This window comes from Paenibacillus sp. FSL R7-0272, assembly GCF_037969905.1.
GTDB classification, from domain to species: domain Bacteria; phylum Bacillota; class Bacilli; order Paenibacillales; family Paenibacillaceae; genus Paenibacillus; species Paenibacillus polysaccharolyticus.
Genome location: NZ_CP150221.1, coordinates 730213 through 752038, shown reverse-complemented (window position 1 = coordinate 752038; position 21826 = coordinate 730213). Strand labels below are relative to the sequence as shown.

The 21826-nt window shown below is 47.1% G+C and carries 21 protein-coding genes and 1 riboswitch; of the genes, 7 read left to right on the top strand and 14 right to left on the bottom strand.

The genetic code is table 11. The features are described from left to right. Positions 1–8: 8 nt before the first annotated feature. The 6 genes from MKY23_RS03440 to MKY23_RS03415 all read right to left on the bottom strand — a co-directional run bounded on the left by MKY23_RS03440 (position 9) and on the right by MKY23_RS03415 (position 5285). Positions 9–323, bottom strand: coding sequence for a hypothetical protein (locus MKY23_RS03440; RefSeq protein WP_090924559.1), 315 nt, complete (start codon positions 321–323; stop codon positions 9–11). 12 nt (positions 324–335) lie between these two features. Further along, on the bottom strand, positions 336–743 hold the full coding sequence (locus MKY23_RS03435) for a hypothetical protein (RefSeq protein WP_339835247.1): 408 nt from the start codon (positions 741–743) through the stop codon (positions 336–338). 1100 nt (positions 744–1843) lie between these two features. Then, on the bottom strand, positions 1844–2485 hold the full coding sequence (locus MKY23_RS03430; RefSeq protein WP_221791430.1) for a VanZ family protein: 642 nt from the start codon (positions 2483–2485) through the stop codon (positions 1844–1846). A 53-nt stretch (positions 2486–2538) separates the two neighbouring features. Continuing rightward, positions 2539–3408 (bottom strand): M15 family metallopeptidase, encoded by an 870-nt coding sequence (locus MKY23_RS03425; protein WP_221791432.1) that lies wholly within the window; start codon positions 3406–3408, stop codon positions 2539–2541. Between the two features lie 79 nt (positions 3409–3487). Further along, positions 3488–4594, bottom strand: a complete 1107-nt coding sequence (locus tag MKY23_RS03420; RefSeq protein WP_154960393.1) for a HAMP domain-containing sensor histidine kinase — start codon at positions 4592–4594, stop codon at positions 3488–3490. After that, positions 4587–5285: a response regulator transcription factor gene (locus MKY23_RS03415; protein WP_090924565.1), complete on the bottom strand. Its 699-nt coding sequence runs from the start codon at positions 5283–5285 to the stop codon at positions 4587–4589. The genes MKY23_RS03420 and MKY23_RS03415 overlap by 8 nt, the downstream gene beginning before the upstream one ends. Before the next feature lie 304 nt (positions 5286–5589). Between MKY23_RS03415 and MKY23_RS03410 the strand changes: the two genes are divergently transcribed. The 5 genes from MKY23_RS03410 (at position 5590) to MKY23_RS03390 (ending at position 9492) form a co-directional block, all read left to right on the top strand. Next, positions 5590–6540, top strand: a complete 951-nt coding sequence (locus tag MKY23_RS03410) for a YafY family protein (RefSeq protein ID WP_090924566.1) — start codon at positions 5590–5592, stop codon at positions 6538–6540. 81 nt (positions 6541–6621) lie between these two features. Then, positions 6622–7464 (top strand): zinc ribbon domain-containing protein, encoded by an 843-nt coding sequence (locus MKY23_RS03405; protein WP_339835239.1) that lies wholly within the window; start codon positions 6622–6624, stop codon positions 7462–7464. Between the two features lie 498 nt (positions 7465–7962). Then, complete coding sequence (locus tag MKY23_RS03400; RefSeq protein WP_186809853.1) at positions 7963–8130, top strand: hypothetical protein; 168 nt, start codon at positions 7963–7965, stop codon at positions 8128–8130. A gap of 139 nt (positions 8131–8269) precedes the next feature. Beyond that, positions 8270–8944, top strand: coding sequence for a hypothetical protein (locus MKY23_RS03395; RefSeq protein WP_090924568.1), 675 nt, complete (start codon positions 8270–8272; stop codon positions 8942–8944). Between the two features lie 104 nt (positions 8945–9048). Beyond that, complete coding sequence (locus tag MKY23_RS03390; RefSeq protein ID WP_339835232.1) at positions 9049–9492, top strand: hypothetical protein; 444 nt, start codon at positions 9049–9051, stop codon at positions 9490–9492. Positions 9493–9570: 78 nt separating this feature from the next. Here MKY23_RS03390 and thiC read toward each other — a convergent pair whose 3' ends face one another. Beyond that, positions 9571–11394 (bottom strand): phosphomethylpyrimidine synthase ThiC, encoded by a 1824-nt coding sequence (gene thiC / locus MKY23_RS03385; protein ID WP_339835230.1) that lies wholly within the window; start codon positions 11392–11394, stop codon positions 9571–9573. A 396-nt stretch (positions 11395–11790) separates the two neighbouring features. After that, positions 11791–11904, bottom strand: a riboswitch (TPP riboswitch). A 161-nt stretch (positions 11905–12065) separates the two neighbouring features. Next, the gene (locus MKY23_RS03380; RefSeq protein ID WP_090924571.1) at positions 12066–12809 is read right to left on the bottom strand and encodes an IclR family transcriptional regulator; all 744 of its coding nucleotides are present in this window, start codon (positions 12807–12809) and stop codon (positions 12066–12068) included. Positions 12810–13232: 423 nt separating this feature from the next. On the opposite strand from MKY23_RS03380, the gene MKY23_RS03375 reads away from it, so the two are divergent. Further along, a complete protein-coding gene (locus MKY23_RS03375; RefSeq protein ID WP_090924572.1) occupies positions 13233–14252 on the top strand; it encodes an alpha/beta fold hydrolase in 1020 nt (339 codons plus the stop codon). A 166-nt stretch (positions 14253–14418) separates the two neighbouring features. Next, positions 14419–15723, top strand: coding sequence for a Fe-Mn family superoxide dismutase (locus tag MKY23_RS03370; RefSeq protein WP_339835222.1), 1305 nt, complete (start codon positions 14419–14421; stop codon positions 15721–15723). 80 nt (positions 15724–15803) lie between these two features. On the opposite strand, the gene MKY23_RS03365 is transcribed toward MKY23_RS03370, so the two are convergent. The 6 genes from MKY23_RS03365 to MKY23_RS03340 form a co-directional block, all read right to left on the bottom strand. Further along, positions 15804–18209: an S-layer homology domain-containing protein gene (locus MKY23_RS03365; RefSeq protein WP_339835219.1), complete on the bottom strand. Its 2406-nt coding sequence runs from the start codon at positions 18207–18209 to the stop codon at positions 15804–15806. A gap of 206 nt (positions 18210–18415) precedes the next feature. Beyond that, entirely contained in the window at positions 18416–18640 is a 225-nt protein-coding gene (locus MKY23_RS03360) for a hypothetical protein (protein WP_090924575.1), read from the bottom strand. Positions 18641–18712: 72 nt separating this feature from the next. Further along, positions 18713–19585 (bottom strand): lipoate--protein ligase family protein, encoded by an 873-nt coding sequence (locus MKY23_RS03355; RefSeq protein ID WP_154960398.1) that lies wholly within the window; start codon positions 19583–19585, stop codon positions 18713–18715. 115 nt (positions 19586–19700) lie between these two features. Beyond that, complete coding sequence (gene folE / locus MKY23_RS03350; RefSeq protein WP_090924577.1) at positions 19701–20294, bottom strand: GTP cyclohydrolase I FolE; 594 nt, start codon at positions 20292–20294, stop codon at positions 19701–19703. A gap of 56 nt (positions 20295–20350) precedes the next feature. Continuing rightward, positions 20351–20614, bottom strand: coding sequence for a YneF family protein (locus MKY23_RS03345; protein WP_090924578.1), 264 nt, complete (start codon positions 20612–20614; stop codon positions 20351–20353). Positions 20615–20793: 179 nt separating this feature from the next. Further along, positions 20794–21819, bottom strand: a complete 1026-nt coding sequence (locus MKY23_RS03340) for an HD domain-containing phosphohydrolase (protein ID WP_154960399.1) — start codon at positions 21817–21819, stop codon at positions 20794–20796. Positions 21820–21826 lie beyond the last annotated feature (7 nt).

Here is a 21826-nt window from a genome sequence, read left to right as displayed (position 1 = left end):
CAATCTACTCAAAAATCAATCCTGATTCCCACCTCTGAATCATCCAGCGGTGCAGGTATACGATAGATTCCCCTGCTTTTCAACTTTTCGACGTTGATCCAATCCATAAAATCATCCCCGCCGTAACTGCGAATAAACACCCCATATTCCAGTTCATCATCGAAATTAATCGATTCCATATATTGAGTGAATGGATGTTTACCTTCAATGCTTTGCAGAAAATCAGAAAATTCATTTCTCCACGCTTCGATCTGCTCTGCATGCTGGTCAGGGACATAATAATAGAAACCGTCAGGGGTGCAATACGAAATTTTCATAATCATCCGATCTGCCTCCTAGAGTTTCAAAATAGCCATACCTTCCTTCAGTTGTTCAGAAACAGCCGTATAGTACTCCATTCTATCTGCAAGCTCATGTTCTGTTTTATGTACCAGATAATATGAATACTTCTGCATCAACTCATGCTCGTTCAACTCAATGGGCAGGTGAATGATCTCATAATAATATGGATTCTCTGAGTTGGCATAATAACGATAACCTCTTTCGCATCGGCCAATATTCATAACCGTTTTGATAACCAATAATTCATCACGCGTGAAGCTACGAATCTGAGTGGATCTGTCCTTTTCCAACGCTCGTATGGCCTGTTCCTCTTCTTGTCTATGTGTTGCGTCTGCGATCTCACTTTCGATAGCGATCAGCGCTCTCATTCTTCCGGCAAGCTGTTTAGCTAACACAATCAAAGCGAGCCCCCCCTCCAAGTATAGTGAACAAACAGGTAATAGGTGAATCGGCTTTTCTTTAAGATAAGAAATGAGCATCTCATTGTGTCTTGCAACTAAACGTTGAAGAAGTATCACAAAAAGCTCCGCTTAAAACGAATCAAATCAATACTCTAGAATGTAACTTTCAGGTAAAAATCCCCGTTGCGAACAAAGCAAAATTGTATACGTCGCATGGAAAGGTTCTGAAGTTAAAAAATCGATACCAAGGAGACCGGCAGCCGAAATGCTAATGACTCTAACGATCATGAGAAGCCTTATTGGGCGCCAAATAGGCCTTGTGAAATTCTAACGATCCGTAGGAACGCTATTGAAGTAAATCCTCCCCGATTTATCCCGATTTCAGCTAAAATTGAGAAAATAGCGTTTCTGGTGATCGTTAGAAGTTATAAGCTGGCTAAATCAGCCAAATAAGCTCTGTTATGATCGTTAGCGCTACGAGAGAGACAGAACATTGATAACTATAGGGTTAGGTTTTTTGGGTTTTGGGTTTTGGGTTTTGGGTTTTGGGTTTTGGGTTTTGGGTTTTGGGTTTTGGTTTTTGGTTTTGGGTTTTGGGTTTTGGGTTTTGGTTTTGGGTTTGGGTTTTGGGTTTTGGGTTTGGGTTTTCGAGTTTCCAGGGTTTTTAAAAATCCCCGCCACCTTCGTGTCTTTATAAAAAAACTCCCTCTCACGCATCGCTACAAGCTGTGCGTTCATAGGGAGATTTGCTTAATGCCCGATATAATGTGAGGATTGATCGAACAGTTGCATGGTTCCCATCATCAGAAATAAACACGACATGACGATCAAAGTTACTCCTATCCACCTCGCTAGAAAACGACGATCCTTGATTTGCTGATCTGTGGCACCTGTTGTACTCTGCGGATATACCAGAAACATAAACCCTGCACTAATCAACAGCACAGCGATAATAATCAGTGTAATCCCTCCTTAGGCAGGCCACGAAACATGGGCCTCTCTCCCACAGTTATCACGATCACTCTTTCGCTTAATTACTCTCCCAGTGATTTACATCGCGATTCTCACAGTTACTCTCCTGTGATTTCATCGCCAGTCGCCTAATTATTCACCACTACTCTCGATCTTCCTCCAGTGAATAGCCTGTTCAATACCAGTAACACGATATACAACACATATCCGATCATTCCACCAAGTGTATTCAGCATAAGATCATCCACATCAAAGATGCCCATCCCCGTCAGCAACTGTGTCACTTCATACCCCAGGCTAAGTAAAAAGGATAGGAACAGCACATGAATCCCGGCGAAAAAAGAATGGCGTACCAGACCCGTAATCCATACACCAAACGGTACAAATGCAAGAATATTACCCACCAAGTGAATGGCTGTTCCTGATCGGTGATGAACGGAGAGACTATGCCAGTCTCGTTTGATCTCCTGAAATGGCGTCAGATTTACAGTTCGTGTATGAATCAGATCTGGTTGACGCAGTAACGCCATCAGTCTGTCCCATACCAGCCCTACATCCATGGGCCCTCCTTTAAATAAAATCAGCTTGGTTAGCATATAGAGGTAGACCACGAATAGGGCAATCCAGACGATTCGAAGCGGACTGGGGTTGATCCCATTGCGATGGGGACTATGATTCTTATGACGTTGGTTGTCATCAAAAAGTTTGATTTTTTGGTGATTTTTTTGACCCTGTTGCCTAACCTGCTCGTCCGGCTCGTTCTGTCTCATGCTGTCTCTCCCTCCTCCTCCGTCAGGCCGTCCTCTTAGGTTGATACTCATCATCAAGACGATTTTTCAACTGTAACAATAACTCCTTGCATATTATCACCGGAGATGTCATAGGCATCATTCTCTGGCAGATATATCTTCGCATCCTGCGACACCTGATAATAATGGATATCATATGTAACGCCGTCCAGATCGACGCTTACGTCTTTCTTTTCTCTTAACATCTCCAGATACTCTTCCAAAACCATATGGTTCTTGTACATTACCGCACTATGCGGCATGCCAACATATCTGAAATGCCAGGGTTCATACTGAATGCCGGTCACGTTCACTTTATCTTTCGGATATCGCAAAATAAAACCGTATCTCCACGCGTTCTTCTCCAGCCATGCCCCCTCAGGAGCTTCGCTCATCGCGGCCAGACTTGAACCTATATCCAGGGATAAACCCAGATTGTGCTCGCTGTAGCCTGCAGGCAAAGCGTAGTCTGAACCCTTTTGCCGATACAGCTCGTCCTGCTTCTCAAAATCTCTGTACCCGCTGCTCATCAGGAAATAGCGCACTCCCTCTTTACCCGCAGCCTCAACCATCTTCTGAAATTTTGCTGTGACCTCACGGGACAGCATCAACGTCTGATCCATGATGCCATAACCCTGAAGCAAATCTTCTTCATCCGCTACATATACAACATCGGAGCGAATACCCTCCGGGTGAATCGGATGTTTGGAATTGACCAAAACAAGATTGCCTTTATGTATTTGCTGTTTCATATCTTGAGTTGTAGCTTCATGGTACCCCCTGTATTTCTCATCGGTATCCAAAATAACAATCGGCACCCCCTCTTTTTGCTGTAAAGCTGCCGTTGATTGCGTTACGATATATCCAATCAAAATGATGCATAGTAGAAAGCCCCACTTTTTCATGATTGTTCCTCCTTCCTCTCATGATTCAAGGATAGACAAAACAATTTAAAGAAAACGCAGGGCAATGTTTAAATTTTTCTTAAGTTTCATGAGAATCCTGCTGGAAAACAGGTAGACGAACCTCAAACATCGTGTGCACCACATCACTTACAGCCGATATTATACCTTCATGCTGCTCCACGATATTACGTGCGATAAACAGTCCAAGCCCCGTACCTCCCTCTTGCACGGTCCGTGCCCGATCTCCGGTGTAATACATGTCGAAGATGTGCGGCAGATCATCGGGATGAATATGTCCCCCATAGTTCGTCACCTGAATGACAACTTGACCTCCATCGTGAAATCCTTTGATGTCAACGTACATACCGTCCTTGCCATGTCTGGCAGCGTTAATTAGCAGATTTTCGAATACACGGGCGAGTAGCTCCCCATCTCCGGATACGGTAAGATCGTTATCGATATGTAAACGGGTGACCAGATTGTTTTTTTCAAAAACAGGATAAAGTTCCTCATTCATCTGCTTCAACAGCTCGCTTAGGTCCAGCCGCGTTTTACGTACAGGTAACATGCCGTAGTTCATTCGTGTAATCTCAAACAGATCATCTATTAGCTTCTCAAGCCGCTGGGACTTGGTAAACGCAATCGCGATGAAATGCCGCGCCTGTTCCTCAGTCAACTGCTCATCCTTCATCAGCAAATCCAGATAACCCAGTACAGAGGTCAGCGGTGTGCGCAGATCATGCGCAAGATTTACGATGAGCTGGTCTTTGCTGTTCTCGGCAAAATCCCCTCGTTTCACCGCTTCTCGCAGTTTCTGGCTCGCCATATTGACGCTTTCCGCAATCGTACCCAATTCGTCTTTGGCTACAATCTGTACCTGATGATCAAAATGCCCGTTAGCCAAGTGATTAATGCCCGCGGAAATCTCTTTGAAATACGTGACATAGCGTCTGGTAAACAAGTAGAAAAATAAAATCGCAAGCGGGATAAAGAGCAGCATAAAAACATATAAATCGCCAATACTTCTCATCATATTGCGATATTCCGCCAGCGGGTCTTCCCGCCTCACCCCTGCGTAGTACATCTGTAACAGCTTATACACGATAAATGTTACGACGCCAGAAGAAAGCATACTCAGACCAAGCATCATAATCATCGTTGTGCGAAAACTTCTCCGTTTAGTCATTGAACGTGTACCCCACACCCCAGATGGTTTTGATGAACTTGTTCTTGTTCACATCTTCTCCGAGTTTCTTGCGCAGTGTTCGAATATGTACCATGACAGTATTACCGCTCTCGAAATAAGCCTCGCCCCATACCTTTTCAAAAATGATTTCTGTGCTGAATACCTGTTTGGGATTGCTGGCAAGTAACACTAAAATGTCAAATTCCTTCGGTGTTAACTCCAGCGGTTTACCGTAAAGAGTTACGCTATGTTGGTCGGGGACAATAACAAGTCCGCCCTTTTCCAAAACAGAACGCTGCGCCGTAGCTGTGGACTGACTGAACTGCAAAGCACGCCGTAGCTGAGAGTTGACGCGAGCCACAAGCTCCATCGGATTAAATGGCTTGGTCATATAATCATCGGCCCCCATCACGAGTCCTGTAATTTTATCCATGTCCGACGTTTTCGCACTCAGGAAAATGATTGGAAAATGATGCTGCTCCCGAATTTTGCGGGTCACCTCATACCCGTCCATACCCGGCATCATAATGTCCAGAACCGCCAGATCGATGGCGTGTGTCTGAACGGCCTGTAGTGCCGACTGTCCGTCAGAAGCCTTGACGGTATGATAGCCTTCTTTTTGTAAATGTAAAGCAACCAGATCCGCGATCTCTATTTCATCGTCCGCAATCAGAATCGTAATTCGCTTCATTGCTTATTTCACTCCTATATGGGATGCTGAGCATATAATACCTATGAATCTAACAGATAACTCCCAGATAAACAATTGAAAGCAATGTTATATAAGCAGAACAGATTTTACACAGTCCACTCCGATGACAGACTAACCCTCCGATCGCTGTTATCCCCAGATTTTTTTGATTCCCTTCTCTATAGGGAAAATCCGGTGATAAAGGCGACCGCTTTGCTTCTCCAGGTTTTTTCTGTCCTCTCCGTTCAAGTGTAAAAGAAATATTCCACTTATACAGACACTAATAAAAAAGGAAGATATATCTATGAAACTGGAGCGTTTGTTAGCCATTGTGGTACTGCTCATTAATCGCAGGCGATTACAGGCCAAAGACCTGGCAGACATGTTTGAAGTGTCTATTCGTACAATCTATCGAGACATCGACACATTAGGCCAAGCTGGAATTCCGGTGGTGACCTATCAGGGCGCAAGCGGTGGCATCGGGTTGGCAGAAGGTTACCGGCTGGATCGCAATCTGTTAACCGACAAGGATCTCGCTTCCATCGTCACGGCGCTGCGTAGCATCTCAACCACTCATACGAATACTGCGCGTGAGTTATTGGTAGAGAAGCTGAGCAGTATCGTGCCGGAAGCCAAAAATGAAGATTTTCAGGCCAGCACACACCGATTCATCGTGGATTATTCAACGTGGACACACCCTGAAGCACTGCAACAGAAATTAAAGGTCATCGATCAGGGAATCGATCAACTTCAATGCATTCATTTTGCCTATTGCAGCGCCGAAGGTGCAGAGACCTGTCGCACGGTTGATCCACACACCCTTGTGCTGAAAAGGCACGCGTGGTATCTGTACGCCTTTTGCCATGAACGGAATGAATTCCGTATGTTCAAGCTGGTTCGCATGAAAGAGGTTGTGCTTGCCGAACAACATTTTGAACGTCAATCCATCAATCTTCAGGACAGACCGTGGCAGCAGGAATGGAGCCGTCCGAACAATCACATTGGACTCACGCTGAAATTCCATGCCCGTGCCCGTCATCTCGCGGAAGAATGGTTTGGGATTGAGAATGTACTGCCTGACGGGAACGGGTATTATATCAGCCAGATCGCTTTCCCTGAGGATAACTGGCTATATGGATTTATTCTCGGTTTTGGCGCGGACGTGGAGGTGCTGGAACCTCTGCATATTCGGGACAATGTATGCCGGATGGCAGAGCAGATTGTGCAAAATTATAAAACCTCAGCTCAAACCTGACAGACAGCTGTCCAGTTCCTCCCCGTATACTTCAACTATGTTCAGGTTGAAGTTGTACATATAACCGAGGAGGAATGAATAATGAACGTTACCGTATGTCAAAGCTGTGGAATGCCACTCACAAGTACTGATCAATTTGGTACAGAAATGGATGGCAGCACCACCCGTGAATACTGCATTTATTGTTACAAGGATGGCAAGTTCGAACAACCAGGCATGACGCTAGAAGGCATGATCGAGATGTGCACCGCTATTCTCAAAGAAGAAGGCATGGACGAGGAATCAGCCCGCTCGATGCTACGCAACCAACTACCTTTTCTGAAACGCTGGCGTAATGAAGGAAATGTAGGAAACGGTCCGGACGGGACAGCGACTGTCGCTCATGCACCTATTCATGCTGGAGCACCATCATCTGACGTTGCTTCTGCGGTGAACGATACTCTGCTGACCAAAGAGCCTGTTCGCTATGTCACCCTTCCAGGCAAACGCTTAGCCGGATTGTCCGCACGTACAACCAACGCAATTGAGATGAGCGGTCAAGGCAGCATCGGTGCGTTGTGGGGCCGTTATTTTGCCTCCGAACACATTCCGGCTACTGAGGCTGCACGCTATGGCTGTTACACGGATTACGCGGATGGCATTGCTGGAGAATATACCATTTTGATCGGACATGAAATCGGCGCGGAAGAACGACTACCTGAAGGTTTCGACGAGGTACAGTTACCGCCTGCTACCTATGCAGTGTTTACTTCGAGAACCGGACCCATGGTTGAGGTGGTCAGCGAAGTGTGGGGAGCGGTGTGGGCGTGGAGCCATCAGCAAGACCGTACATTTACCGGCGATTTTGAGTACTATGATGAACGCAGTTTAGACCCGGAACATACACAGGTGGATGTATATATTGCGGTAAACGAACGTAGGTAACGGAAGTAATACGAACGGATACCCCTCTTCAGAAAAGAATTTAAAGAGAGAATCAAATGAGGAAACCTGTAGCTGCCAAGTGGTCTTGGCAGCTTTTTTGACATTTTTCGATTAATATACCCCGACCATAGAACCAAGTTAGTTAGCATATACCATACCTAGTTACTTGGACATATGTCTTAGAGGCAAGTACCATTGACTTCCCTAAAATTAGGACCATTCGCATAACAACCGATACCACGCTCCCATGCCTCGCCTTTTATATCAGGTTCTTTGTTCCTGAATTTTCCTAAAACCGTTTACATCTTCTGAATACCGGGTAAAATCACTACATCCGAGTCGGAATAATGATTGAATTTCCGCTTCTTCATGTAACAAGTCATATGTACCTATAAGCGTACAAGGTGAATTCATTTTATTTTCACCAACAAAACGAATGTTGAATATACATACACACTAACGATGCATGTCCATCATGCATGTAAGGAGGAAACCAAGATGATCCGCATGCCTATTCAGCAAATGATCCCGTATCACCACCAATATCCGCGCAACACGGAGACCAATGTGCCCAAAAAGGAAAATGAGAACACTCAAGGCCTATCCTTCCATGAAATTTTACAGCAAAAAATGGCGAAAAAGAACGTATCCATGAACATGAGATAACGCTTTACATCTTTCCGGCTACTCCCTATACTACGTGTAAAAGGTGACATTTCAGGCGCGAAGTTTCTTAACCGATGGTTCACTCTAATTGTGTGATCCAGGCGCGTCTTGTAGCCACTCTACATAAAGGGGATTGCCTATGAGTACCATTGCCTGTTTCCACGCGCATCACTCCAATATCAGGTTGATTGAACAAGCCTTGATTTCCTATAATATCGAACTGGTTCACTATGTGGACCCCGGTCTTGATCGGCTCAAGCATGATGAGCATTTCAATAGTGCGCTTGTTCGGGAAAAAGTAAATCAGACATTGCAATGGATGAGCCGCTGTCACGCTGACGCCATTCTTGTGACATGCACCTTGTTCGCTGCCGTACTGGAACAAATACAACCGTTACCGATTAGGGTAACGGGTATTGACGATTCACTGCTCGCGATGATGGTAAAACATCCGAAGCGGTATTTGCTCGCGTTTACCAATCCCGCCACCGTAGAACCCACGATGGCTCGATATCGTGACTATATGGATCGACACTTGGCAGGAAAGGACAAGCCTGAGCTTGAATCCGTGTTGCTCCCTGGTCTATTCGACATGATCATGCGAGGTGACCAGGAAGGCTACATCACCGCGTTAGAAGAAGCATTGCAGCAGCTTGCTCTTGAACGCAAGGATACTTGTCTTGTCGCTGCTCAGCTTTCCATGGCTCCTGCCGCTGAGCAGGCATCTTCCGATACAAGTATGACCATCTATACGCCGCTTTCATTATTAGGCGCGAATCTGGAGCGGGATATCGGTATCACGAAGAAAGTATAAGCATTTTCGCACTGTTTGCAGTTTCTAGTAGGCAGTACCCTGCTTCATGACAAGGGTGGTCAGCCACAACTATGTAGACTTTTTATTTTGGAGGGAATGTAACCATGAAACATCTCGTTGTAGAACCAGGTCAATCCATCGGGGGTATCCGTTTAGGCATGACACAAAATGAAGTTGAACAAACGGAAGCTTTCGGCTTTGATCCCAACGTAGAATATGATGCTCAAGGCAAAGTACATTTTATTGAATTTCATGAAAGTGATGAGTATAAGTGTATGCTGGGAGAACTTGATCTGCTTGGCACCGAGGCTGACATTTTGATACCGCAGTTGGACGCTATTGCGCCATATGACCGTGAAGATCCCGAGCTTGGTTGCAGTTTCCAGTTCGATCAGATCGGTTTGATCCTGTGGCGTCCGGTACCCATGACCCGAGAAGATATGAAGGAGCCGTGGTTCCTGGAGATGCCGCCCGAAAATCAGCAGGATGAAATGAAACATCTCTGCTTCTCAACCGCAGCCGTGTATGCAAAAGGATATTACGAGTAACCTACAACTTAAACATAAAAAAGTGACCCAAGCTCAGGCACTTCAGTCCTGTCGGGTCACTTTTTCGGTTGCGGAAGCTTACGACCGCGCCCGATACTCCTCAGCCTTCGCCTGCATCCCGGCGGCTACTGCTTCATCATCGTTCAGGCCGCGATCTGCGGCAAAGGCACGGATGTCCTGCGTGATGCGCATACTGCAGAACTTCGGTCCGCACATGGAGCAGAAATGTGCTTCCTTCGCCCCTTCTGCGGGTAGGGTCTCATCGTGGTAGGATAGCGCTCGTTCCGGGTCAAGTGACAGGTTAAACTGATCTCTCCAGCGGAACTCGAAGCGTGCCTTCGACAGTGCATCATCCCGGCGCTGAGCGCGTGGGTGGCCTTTGGCTAGGTCTGCGGCATGGGCAGCTATTTTATAAGCGATAACCCCTTCACGTACATCATCCTTGTTCGGAAGCCCCAGATGCTCCTTTGGAGTGACATAGCAGAGCATAGACGTACCAAACCAGCCAATCATCGCTGCCCCAATCGCAGACGTAATATGATCATATCCCGGTGCAATGTCTGTGGTCAGTGGCCCGAGCGTATAAAACGGCGCTTCCTGGCAGATCTCCATCTGCAAATCCACATTCTCCTTGATCTTGTGCATCGGCACATGTCCCGGCCCCTCAATCATCACCTGCACATCATGCTTCCATGCAATCTGCGTTAATTCCCCAAGTGTGGCGAGCTCCGCCATCTGTGCTTCATCGTTGGCATCGTAGATGCTACCTGGACGCAGTCCGTCCCCGAGGGAGAAAGCAACGTCATACCTTTTCATAATCTCGCAGATTTCTTCAAAATGGGTGTACAAAAAGTTCTCCTGATGATGTGCCAGGCACCACGCCGCCATAATGGACCCGCCTCTAGACACTATTCCCGTCATCCGTTTCGCTGTCATCGGAATATATCGGAGCAACACACCCGCATGAATTGTAAAATAGTCCACGCCCTGCTCCGCCTGTTCAATCAGCGTATCCCGGTACAACTCCCAAGTGAGGGCCTCCGCCTCGCCATTTACCTTCTCCAGCGCCTGATAGAGCGGCACCGTACCAATCGGCACTGGGGAGTTACGGATGATCCATTCCCGTGTGGTATGAATGTCTTTGCCTGTGGAGAGATCCATTACCGTATCCGATCCCCAGCGAACAGCCCAGGTCATCTTCTCCACCTCCTCCTCGATGGAGGAAGATACAGCGGAATTACCTATGTTGGCGTTGATCTTCACGTGAAAATGACGCCCAATCAGCATCGGCTCACTCTCCGGGTGATTGATGTTGGATGGAAGAATAGCCCGGCCGCTCGCCAGCTCCTGCCGCACGAATTCAGGCTCTACGCCTTCACGAATAGCGGCGTACTCCATCTCGGGCGTAATCAAGCCCTGTCGCGCATAATGCATCTGTGTGACAGAGCGTCCAGCCTGAGCACGTAGCGGTTGACCGCGGAATCCCGGGTACTCCTCTGCCCCGGCTCTCCGTCCTCCCGCCTTCAATCCGTTATCCTCCGGCTTCACTGCGCGGCCCTCATATGCTTCAACGTCACCACGCTCCATAATCCAGTGATTTCGGAGCGCAGGTAATCCCTTCCGAATATCCATCTGGAATTCGGGATCGGTCATCGGGCCGCTCGTATCGTAGACACGCAGCGGCTCATTATGCTCCACCCCTTGGGAGGTATTCGTATCATGAAGGGCAATTTCACGCTCCGGTACAGCAATGTCCGGTCGTGAGCCCTGAATGTAGACTTTGCGGCTGCCCGGGAAGGGTTGTACCCCTCCAGTCGCTCCGGTTTTCTTTTCCACCGGATGACCATCGCGCCCTGTTTCCTCTATTCCCGTCTGTTGCTCCGTTTGGTTCCCTGTATTCATGTCTCCTGTTTCCTCCTCTGTGATCTTCATTTGCCCATATCGTCCACCAATGTGACAGCTTTGACTTACCACACCTGTCTGGAAAAAGCAGAGCACAGAAGCACAGCAGGATTGACCCTGCATAAGCAGCTAGAATGATCCAAAAGACAACTTTTATGTACAATCAGCATGAGCACGAAACACGAGATCACTTCTCTTAGAAGTCCAGGCATCTATGCCGCAATTATTGTGCTGTCACTGCCAAGGTGAAACACAACAACTGAATCTCTGCTTGCCGCTGTAAATAAAAAAAGCCGGTTCCGAAGGAACCGACTAATGTCCATCACCATACACGCAACAAGGGCCACCCGCTGCAATACAGCATTGATCCCGGGTTAACGTCTGTGGTGTCTGTGGTCATATGGCCGATTACTTCCCTACGCTGGTATGATCCAGATCAGGTGCAAAGGGTCCGGGATCTCATGCGATCCCGTCTCAGTCCGGACAATTCGGACTCCCCCAGTAACGTAAACGTATTGCGACAATCAAGCCGCTGTTCAACTTAAAATATGACATTCAACCGACCCCGCTGGGTCGTCCATTACAGAGTAGCGTAATCTGGGCTTAAATTCAACCTTAATATTCCAGAGAGGTAATTCCCTTCGAGCAAAACTTCATGCAAGAGCCTTCCCCTATGGCAACATAAGTCCCATTTGTACAGCTGCTTCTTTCAACACAGGCGCGTACTCATGTAATGTCTCTTGCGAGAGCCTGCTAACAGGTCCAGACACGGAAAGCGCTGCTGCAATGTTGCCTCTGCGATCCATAATTGGCACAGACACAGCGGCAGCTCCCGGCTCGCGTTCCTCATAGCTGGTTGCGTAGCCACTCACTCGAATGTCTTCCATCTGTGCCAGATAGACGGCCGGATCGATAAATACAGGCCATTCCGGGCCGTTCATCAGTTCCTCCCGATCCTCATCAGCGGCAAATGCCATTAATACTTTGCTGGAAGCTCCTACGGAAAGCGGCAGTCTGACACCTACAGGTGCAACCCGCCGAATCGCCTGATCACTCTGCACAGCCTGAATCCGAATCCGTTCACCGCCGTCACGAAGGTAGAGACTTACGGTTTCGCCCAAGCGATCACGCAGCCTCTCCATTGCAGGTAACAGCAAAATTGCAGGATCGTCACTACGTGACATATGCGCTGACAGCTCCCAGATCCGAATACCTAGCCGATACTTTTCGGTTGCCGCATCACGTATCACGAACCCCCGATCCTCCAGTGTAGCCATCAATCGATGTACCGTACTTTTGTGCAAACCGATCTGACTAGCAATTTCAGTGAGTCCAAGATCACTGCGCGTGGTAAAACATAATAATATATCCAGCGCCCGTTCTACAGCCCGGACGGTTAATTTGCGGTCTTCCATGGCATGATGCCCTCCTCATGTTTCATCACATGAAACTTGGTTACATAAATTATATGAGAAACGGTCTCATCTGTAAACCAAAAAGAACCGTTTTGAGTATGATTTGAAAACAAAAAAATGAACAAGGATATCCAATTAGCACATCCCAATCTCCTGTAATTTACACACTATGGAATTGTTACCTCTACATCTTAAGAACTATATAACAATTGCGTAACAAATACCTCCAATCAATTGACTTTGACTATATCGGGACATACGATAAAGATAGAAACGAATTTAGATAAAATATCAAAAGCGTGACTTTAGCATTAGGATGCCATCGTCATGAATACGTGCTAAAAAGTACCTATATGCTATTTTTCATATCGTTATGATCTTGTCCATATTAATCCTCAACCGAAACTCAAAGGAGGGGCGTGCATGTATCCGACATCCCAGAGCGAAGCCCCGCTGCATACCAAAGTGTCCGATCTGCCCTCTTCGTTGTCACCGAGGCTGATTCGGTTCAAACATATTGTCGTAGCGTTGCTGCTCTCCGTTGTATTTTTTCTGTTGTTTTGTTTTATTGCCTTACACGGTTATATTGCTTGGGTGCTCTCCAACCCTACGGTCGCACCGGTGTTTTCGAACCCGATGCAGGCCAAAAACATGAAATATGAGGACATTACATTCCCTGCGGCCGACGGTAGCAGAACTATGCAAGGCTGGTATATCCCTGCGAATACCGATACGGGCAAAACCATCATCTTCAGCCACGGTTATGGAGCCAATCGGGAGGAAACCTGGGTGCCTATGTATGACCTCGCCCATTACGCGCACCAGCTCGGGTTTAATGTGGTGATGTTCGATTACGGCTTTGCCTCTCAGGTCAACCGAGCGGTAGCAACAGGTGGTAAAGCTGAGTCTCAGCAATTGCTGGGAGCTATTCAGTTTGCTAAACAGCGCGGAGCACAGGAGCTGGTCGTCTGGGGATTTTCCATGGGAGCAGGCACGGCTCTGCAAACCGGACTGCTAACCAAAGAAGTGGATGCCATGATTCTGGACAGTACATTCCTGCTGGAGCCGGATACGCTGTACCACAACATTCATAATCAGATCAATCTGCCGCGTCAGCCTACGCTCGAGATTATGAAGTTGCTCTTCCCGATCTTGAACGGTACCGGCTTGCAGCAAATCCCGTATCAGGAAGTGAAGAAAAAGGACTATCCGTTCCCAATCTTCTTTATTCATGGTACAGAAGATGAGAAGGCCCCTTATCCGATTGCCGAACAACTTGCCGCTAATCAGACGAATCCTTATTCAGAAGAATGGATTGTACAAGGCGCGCATCATGAACTGATCTTCCGGGAGCATCCGAAGGAATATCTACGCCGTGTTTCGATTTTCCTTAGTCATGTGACGAAAACAAGCAGTGAGGATGTGCAACAAAACCGGCAGTAATATTAAAATGATATACAGCATTTCGATGTGTTTAGAGCCCTCCGGGGCTCTTTTTTTATACACATAGGACAATGCGTCCCAAGAATACACTGTTGAGACAGAGCAAAGGTAATTGGACGAAGATCGGGTTCGAAAAATAATCTGAAAGATTGGAGGTATAACGCATATGAACTGCGATGGATACGGTCATCTGCTTCCTCTACGGACGCTGGAAGAAATCCGTTTCTGGAAAGAGCAAGAGAAAGAACATACGCTCATCATTCGCACACTGGTTCCTGACCTTGAGCCCTCCTACGTTAAACTTCTGGAGGAATGGGAAGCAGCCTTTGCGAACAGTGAGCGAGTGGCGAATCAGTTGATAAAACAGCTGTTGCCTGCAACCCAGCCGCCTGCCCCCTATATCATGCGAAGTATCGATCAACTCGTCCAGACAGCAAAACATCAGTCCAAAGAGTTTATCAAGCAGCTTTATATTATGCTGGAGCAAAGTGCAGCGGTCCGTGCGGTCCCATTTGCTCAAACCTTCATCTTGCATATCATCCGCGAATCGGAGTATTTCCTAGGGGTATTAGAAACCCTGAGCCAGCCCGGCATTTTGCGTGAAACAGAACCACCCTCATCGATGTTGCTAGAGAATGCACTACACAACATTAGCTCCAAGGTCGCCCAAGACACACGTCTAGAAGCAACGGAATTACAAGCATCTTTAGCCGGGCAAACCAATACCAATACCAGTATATCCCCTTCGGCTTCCGCGCAGGTGCAATCGTCGTCACTCCAACCATCAACGGCTGGGACGGCTCCTGCCGAAACGCTGCCTGCATCTGTCCCGGTAAGAGAAAAGCCGGTTCCTATTGGCGGGCACACGTTACCTCCCCTCCCTTACGCGTATAATGCGCTGGAGCCGCACATTGACGAGCTGACAATGCACATTCATCATGACAAGCACCATCAGTCCTATGTGGACGGTTTGAACGTTGCGGAGAAGAAACTCGCCGAATCCCGGAAAAAGAATAATTTTGAGCTCATCAAACATTGGGAGCGTGAGCTAGCTTTTAATGGAGCAGGACATTATCTGCATACCATCTTCTGGACCATTATGAACCCAGCGGGCGGCGGCAAGCCTACCGGAATGCTTGCAGAGCAGATCAAACGTGATTTTGGCAGCTATGAAGCATTCAAAAATCAATTTACCGAGGCAGCTAACAAGGTGGAAGGTAGCGGGTGGGCAATGCTGGTCTGGAGTCCGCGAGCACATCGTTTGGAAATTTTGCAGGCTGAAAAACATCAAAATCTGTCCCAATCGGATATCGTTCCACTCCTGCCACTAGATGTATGGGAACATGCCTACTATCTCAAGCATCAAAACGAACGCAAAAAGTACATTGAAGACTGGTGGAATGTAGTCTACTGGCCCGCTGTCGCTGAACGGTACGAAACCGCGCGCAAGCTCCTATGGCCGCCGTACTGAGGTATTCTGGTTCCAGTAAATATAAAAAGAGATATCTCCAGTCAAAGACTGAAAGATATCTCTTTGAAACGTGCTGGTCGTCAATCCTTTATGGATGCGGCCTGAATCGCTTGGTAAGCCCAATGGGTATCAGGTACGTCCGACCAGGATTTTAGCGCTGTTGCTGCAGGTTGAAGACCAATCAATTTATTGATCATAGTCACTGCTTCAGCACGCGATACCAGTTTCTCAGGACGGAAGGTACCATCCGTATATCCTGTAAGAACTCCTGCAGCATCAAGCCGAGCGATCGCCTCCTGTGCCCAGTGTTGCTTCACATCCGTGAATGCAGTTGTTGCTTCGGATGTCACTGCTTGTTCAGCTTTCAGCAAATGTTGTAATACACTCGCTATCTCTGCTCGTGTAATTCCTTGCCCCGGTTTGAAGCTACCGTCTGCGTAACCTGTGAAGTAACCGGCTTGAGTAGCAGCATAGATACTGCCATAAGCCCAGTGGCCAGTTCTAACATCAGTAAATGATGCTTTACTCTCAGACTCCACAGTGCCTGTTACACGCGTAATGAGTGCCGCCATCTCGGCACGTGTTACGAACCACTCCGGTTGGAAACGACCATCTGCATAGCCGTGAATATAAGGTTTGGCTGTTGCCGTGTCATCAGCCCAGTCTTTGACCCGTACCACGGAAAAGGTACTGAACTGATCCACATTAATCTCGATGCCTTGCTGGTTATTATCTTTATTCAATGTTACTACTTTACCGTGTACCAGCTCTTTTGTTCCATTGCTGTGTTCGATATACACGCCAAGATCCGCTGGTTTCACACCTGCAAGCTGTTTGCTGTCTACTGGCAGGACAAGCGTTACAGGACGGCTTTGCAGATTCGTTTCAATCGTCATTGGACGCCCCAACACCTGAATATCTTTGGTGCCGGCGAATTGAGTAATCGTCTCGTTAGCCAGCAATCGTTGTTCGATAGCCAGACGTGTCTCCTGTTTCTTTACAGGCACGAGACGGAAATATACATCATCTGTTCTGTCTTTCATAGATGTGGCTGGAATGGTTACTTTCACGTTTGGATTGGAAATAACCAACTCGATTCCTTGTTCAGTGAACAACTTAGTCGATTCCCGCGCTAGTTTCACGTCCCACTGAGAGACTTCATCTTTTGCATCTGGAATCAGAACAACAGCTGTACGTGAGCCGGTTTTCTTTAACTGATCAATAACCGACTGTGCTTTACCTGGATTTAATCCAAGCTCGTCTTTTATCGTACCATCTGTTCCACGAGTCCGGCTGATTTCCAAGGAATCAATGGTGGAGGCCAGCTCGCCATTTGCCACATCCACTTTAATAATCTCCTTCTGTGGAGTCGATGAAACCGGTGATGAAGGCGAAGAGCTAGATGGTGATGGAGAAGGTGTCACAACAACTTCTCCCCCACTATTGCCGGGAGATTGCAGTGTTACCGATGCGGATACTTTAAACTTTGACATTCCCGCGTTGCTTGAAGATCGAACAGCAAATACATAAGGCAGACCGCTCGTTAGATTTGAAACGGTATACTGCAATGTATCCATCGGCCCAGCTACTTTAGTCCAATTCTCAGGATCTTGTGGCGCAGTACTGCCCTGATACATATATACGACATAACCGTCTACCTCAGGTACACTATTCCAGTTTAACTGAACTTGTCCATTAATAACCTGCGGAGTTAGTGCCGCAGGTGCAGCAGGTAAACCAGGTGTGATCACGTTAGAGACGATATAATCGGACTGGGTATGATCATCGTTGAATGTAGATTTAACTGCAAAAACATAAGGCAATCCGTTCGTCAAACCATGGATGACCTTTTCACCGTCTAACATACTTGTGATATCAATCCAGCTATCAGGATCAATTGGCTCTTTGGAACCTTGATACATATAAACAGCATCCGTAACGGAAGAGTCTGAACTCCAGCTAATCTTCGCTTGAGCATCACCAGCAACGGCCTTTACATGGGAAGGAGTAACCGGTGAGCCTGCGCTAGTCTGGAACTGTTGATACCCCAGATCAGCCAGATCGAATAAGTTATTGCTTGGATCATCTGCTGTAAAATATACAGCATAATCTGTAGATGAATTTAAGTGATTAAAAAACAGATCACGCTCTTCTCCTGCTTGTAAATCAATATACGTTCCTGCAAGTGTTGCATTTTCCTTGATCGTATCCAGTTCAGGTCTTGGACTAAGCCAGTCTACTGCACGGATCTCATAATATAAACGCGCACTCTCCGTTAGTTTTACACTTGATTTAAACGTTGACGAGGTAACTTTTACGTCTATTGGATAATTAGGAGTGCCACGAGCAAAATCTATTCCGACTGAAGCATGTGCTTTTCCTGAGAAATAAACGTTATTCGCCATACCAAGTGTTAACACAACCATCAAAAAGAATTTCATTGGACGAGACATCCATGAAAACTTGTTTTGCACTGACTTTCTCATCGTATAAACCTTCCCTTCCTTGTAGGCTTTTGGATGAGTATAACAATGTATTCTGAACATTTTCTGAACAAAATACGACATAGTTCACGCTTTATCGATGTTATCTGACTCAAGAAATGAAATCCACGTAAAAAAAAGCGAATCTCTCATTAGAGATTCGCCTCAATATCGACTTCATATTACAATCCATACATAACATACCTATGTTAAGAAGCACAGCCCTCGCACGCTACATAGTTGTCGCCAACCTGTTTGCTGATGGCGATCAGATCGCCCAGTTTGATATCGGACTCTTCTGTGAACTCCAGATCGGCAATACGTGCCACAATCAGGGCAGCCGCCTCTTCTTTACTTGTTGCCATTTGGCTGAATTCTGACTTTTCACCTGTTGAAATGACTTCATACAGGTATGTATATCGCAATGTTTCCACTCTAAATCCTCTCCTTCCGAAATCACATCATACCATCTCTCTTCACCAATTCCAAGCCTATTGATAAAGAACTCAGTCGTAGCGCTGTTTCATCTGTTCTGCCGTCCGCAACACATCATCCGCATCAACAGAAAGCACCCGTTCCGTCGCTGCATGAGGATACCTGTTGCGCAATGTGCGTACCAGCGAAGCCGTATACGCAGCCGTGGATGGCACCCCTGCCAGCTCCTGCAGACTTGCCATAGTTCCATGCTTTACCTCAGGATATCCTTCGGCTATCCCTCCTGAGGCCTCTTCATAGAATTTACGCACCTCCGCAGCAAGCCGATCCCCCTGACCTTCCACAATGATAAAAGCCGTGATGATGTACGCTTTGGCCTGACGCCGCTGAGCAATACCGCAAAATTTCAATCCACCCACGCTGACATCATAATCCCCAGGACAGAACGCCCCCTGCACTTCTCCTGTCTGCGCCTGAGTTGACCAAGGAGTTAACGACTCGGCAATGATCGAAGCCATCTCACGAAAATCATCATGAATATTAATTGCGTACCCTGGATTGGGCAAAATCAGCGACACGTTCACAACACCCGGATTCAACGGAACTGCGGCCCCACCAGAAGGCCTTACACATACAGCTGTCCCCTGACCTTTGATAACATCCATCGCTTCGACTGCCCGAGGCAGCCTTCGGTCGCGTAAGCCGGCCACAAAGGCATCTGGGTGTCGCCATATATGAGCAACAGGCAGATGGCCTGCTCCCACACGTCTGCACATCACTTCTTCCCATGCAAAAGCATCAAGTACACTGCTGCCAAGGCGCATAAGCGGTGTCTCCCAAATTTGCAAACGCAGCGATGAATGCTGCTCAGCGGATATCCTTTGTACAGTCAACTCGCTCTTCTCTGACTCAGGCAGTTGGTTGGATTGGGAAGGTATATTCATCGTCCATAACCTCCGACTATCGAATTCATATGTAGTTTCAGTCCCTCCGACAAATACGAAAAAAAAGCCCTATATAAATAAGCCGGTTCCCCAAAGGAACTCGGCTTATTTATCATTACTCTTTGACCAGAGACAGAAACTCTGCACGCTGTGCAGGGTTATCACGGAAAGATCCACGTACAGCAGACGTTACCGTCTTGCTGCCCGGCTTCTTCACGCCGCGGGAGCACATGCACAAGTGCTCACCTTCTACGACAACCATCACACCATGCGGTGCAACCGCTTCGGTCAAGATGTCCGCAATCTGTGATGTAATACGTTCCTGTACTTGAAGACGACGTGTTACCGCTTCAACCAGGCGTGCCATTTTGCTAAGACCCACAATTTTCCCGCTTGGTATATAGCCAATATGGACTTTACCAAAGAACGGTGCCATATGGTGCTCGCACTGGCTGTAGTACACGATATCTTTCACGATGACCAGCTCTTCGTGATTCTCGTCAAAGGTGACACCCAGCACGTCACGGGGATCCACTTCATATCCACCAAAAATCTCTTCGTACATCCGGGTTACACGCGCAGGCGTTTCCAGAAGCCCTTCACGTGTGCTATCTTCTCCGATCAATTTGAGAATTTGTTCGACGTGATACTCGATCTTCTCCCGATTGTCGGATACTTTGGAATTCAAATAATCTTTCACGCCAGCCACTGCCAAGCGCCTCCTTTCGAACCACATCCTGCAAGCGATTTAATCACCCACAGCTATTATTTTCGGCGGCCCGAGTTTTTACGCGCAGGATGTTGAGTCGGCTGAGGCATCTTTGCGCCTGGTTGCTGGTTCTTCATCATCTGCTGGGCACGCTGCATTTGCTTGCCATTCAGGTTATAACCCATTTGCTTCGCCATTTTCTGTAACATGTCAGGGTCGCTTTGCATTTTCTCAAGCTGTTTACGCAGGTAGAACACCCCGATGAAAAATCCACCGACCAGACCCACAATCAATGTAATAATCGGTATTACAATATCCATCTCTTAGACACCTCTGTATGCAATATGCAATCTTAAAAAACGGATGATCCGTGCTTGTACACATCATGAATGATGAAGATTTTATACCATGATGCAAACATAACACTGACCGGATTTCCTGAGAGTTATCATAGCATTTCCACACGTCCTGAGCAAACGCATTTTCCAGTTTTCCTGCTTTAAGTCAGAACACCTTCGATAAAGACCGTTGTTTGTTTGGCCAGATCGATCTCAACGACATCTAACGAATAGCGTGTGCTACCGCGAGCCACCCGAATGATCGGTCTGCCCGGCAGACCACGGTGCTGGCGAACAATGACGCCCGTTTCCTTCGTAGACAACCGAACAGCAGTCCCGTTGGGATATACGGATACACTTTTGTTAAACTCAATCAGGATATCCCGGTCCAGCTTCGTTCCGGACATCGCCATCATCTCCTCACACGCTTCATGCGGCAGCATGCTACTGCCTGACAAACCGTTAATGAGATTATCATAGATGTTAGCCGCACTTACAATTTTGGCGAATAGATGGATATCTTTGCCCCTGATGCCTCTTGGTACACCACTGCCATCCTCATGTTCATGATGCTGTAGCGCAGTGTGTGCAACTAGCAAGCTGAACTCACGTTTATTCTTGATCACTTCAAAGCCGCGCCATGTATGATGCAGCTTTGAAGAAGGCATCGTGCCAGGAATTTCGCCTACTTTTCCAATATCATGTAACAGAGCGCCTACAGCCAGATCCTTGAGCTGATTGTAGTTGAGCCCCATATTTAACCCGATAACAGAAGACAACAAACAAACATTCATCGCATGAACATATTGTGCATTGTCTTGGGTTCGGATATCGGTTAACTGCACCAGCAGTTCTCGCCCGTTTAGCACATCATTCAATAATTTGTCTATACTGAGCGCGACTTTCTTCGGACTCCAGTCTTTCCCGGATCGTACCGCTTCCAGCGTAACGCTCATCTCATTGATAATGGCCCGTTTCGTGGCTTCATCCAGAATATCTTCTGTATCCACATCTTTAAACGCTTCATCCTGGATGTACAGCGTGGTTACCCCGATACGCTTCAGCGTATTGACCATAAACACGGTGAGTTCGACTCCGGCAGACAACAATACCGTACCGTTACTGGAGTACACTGTCTTGCCCAGAATCTCTCCCGCCTCCACGCTTTCCACGTTTACATACTTCATGAACGTC

Coding starts and splice junctions, on each gene's coding strand:
- thiC (WP_339835230.1), bottom strand. CDS start 11,394: ATGAATACAGGGAACCAAACGGAGCAACAGACGGGAATAGAGGAAACA.
- MKY23_RS03440 (WP_090924559.1), bottom strand. CDS start 323: ATGATTATGAAAATTTCGTATTGCACCCCTGACGGTTTCTATTATTAT.
- MKY23_RS03410 (WP_090924566.1), top strand. CDS start 5,590: ATGAAACTGGAGCGTTTGTTAGCCATTGTGGTACTGCTCATTAATCGC.
- MKY23_RS03340 (WP_154960399.1), bottom strand. CDS start 21,819: ATGAAGTATGTAAACGTGGAAAGCGTGGAGGCGGGAGAGATTCTGGGC.
- MKY23_RS03365 (WP_339835219.1), bottom strand. CDS start 18,209: ATGAGAAAGTCAGTGCAAAACAAGTTTTCATGGATGTCTCGTCCAATG.
- MKY23_RS03380 (WP_090924571.1), bottom strand. CDS start 12,809: ATGGAAGACCGCAAATTAACCGTCCGGGCTGTAGAACGGGCGCTGGAT.
- MKY23_RS03430 (WP_221791430.1), bottom strand. CDS start 2,485: ATGAGACAGAACGAGCCGGACGAGCAGGTTAGGCAACAGGGTCAAAAA.
- MKY23_RS03355 (WP_154960398.1), bottom strand. CDS start 19,585: ATGAATATACCTTCCCAATCCAACCAACTGCCTGAGTCAGAGAAGAGC.
- MKY23_RS03375 (WP_090924572.1), top strand. CDS start 13,233: ATGTATCCGACATCCCAGAGCGAAGCCCCGCTGCATACCAAAGTGTCC.
- MKY23_RS03420 (WP_154960393.1), bottom strand. CDS start 4,594: ATGACTAAACGGAGAAGTTTTCGCACAACGATGATTATGATGCTTGGT.
- MKY23_RS03395 (WP_090924568.1), top strand. CDS start 8,270: ATGAGTACCATTGCCTGTTTCCACGCGCATCACTCCAATATCAGGTTG.
- MKY23_RS03370 (WP_339835222.1), top strand. CDS start 14,419: ATGAACTGCGATGGATACGGTCATCTGCTTCCTCTACGGACGCTGGAA.
- MKY23_RS03405 (WP_339835239.1), top strand. CDS start 6,622: ATGAACGTTACCGTATGTCAAAGCTGTGGAATGCCACTCACAAGTACT.
- MKY23_RS03425 (WP_221791432.1), bottom strand. CDS start 3,408: ATGAAAAAGTGGGGCTTTCTACTATGCATCATTTTGATTGGATATATC.
- MKY23_RS03390 (WP_339835232.1), top strand. CDS start 9,049: ATGAAACATCTCGTTGTAGAACCAGGTCAATCCATCGGGGGTATCCGT.
- MKY23_RS03400 (WP_186809853.1), top strand. CDS start 7,963: ATGATCCGCATGCCTATTCAGCAAATGATCCCGTATCACCACCAATAT.
- MKY23_RS03415 (WP_090924565.1), bottom strand. CDS start 5,285: ATGAAGCGAATTACGATTCTGATTGCGGACGATGAAATAGAGATCGCG.
- MKY23_RS03345 (WP_090924578.1), bottom strand. CDS start 20,614: ATGGATATTGTAATACCGATTATTACATTGATTGTGGGTCTGGTCGGT.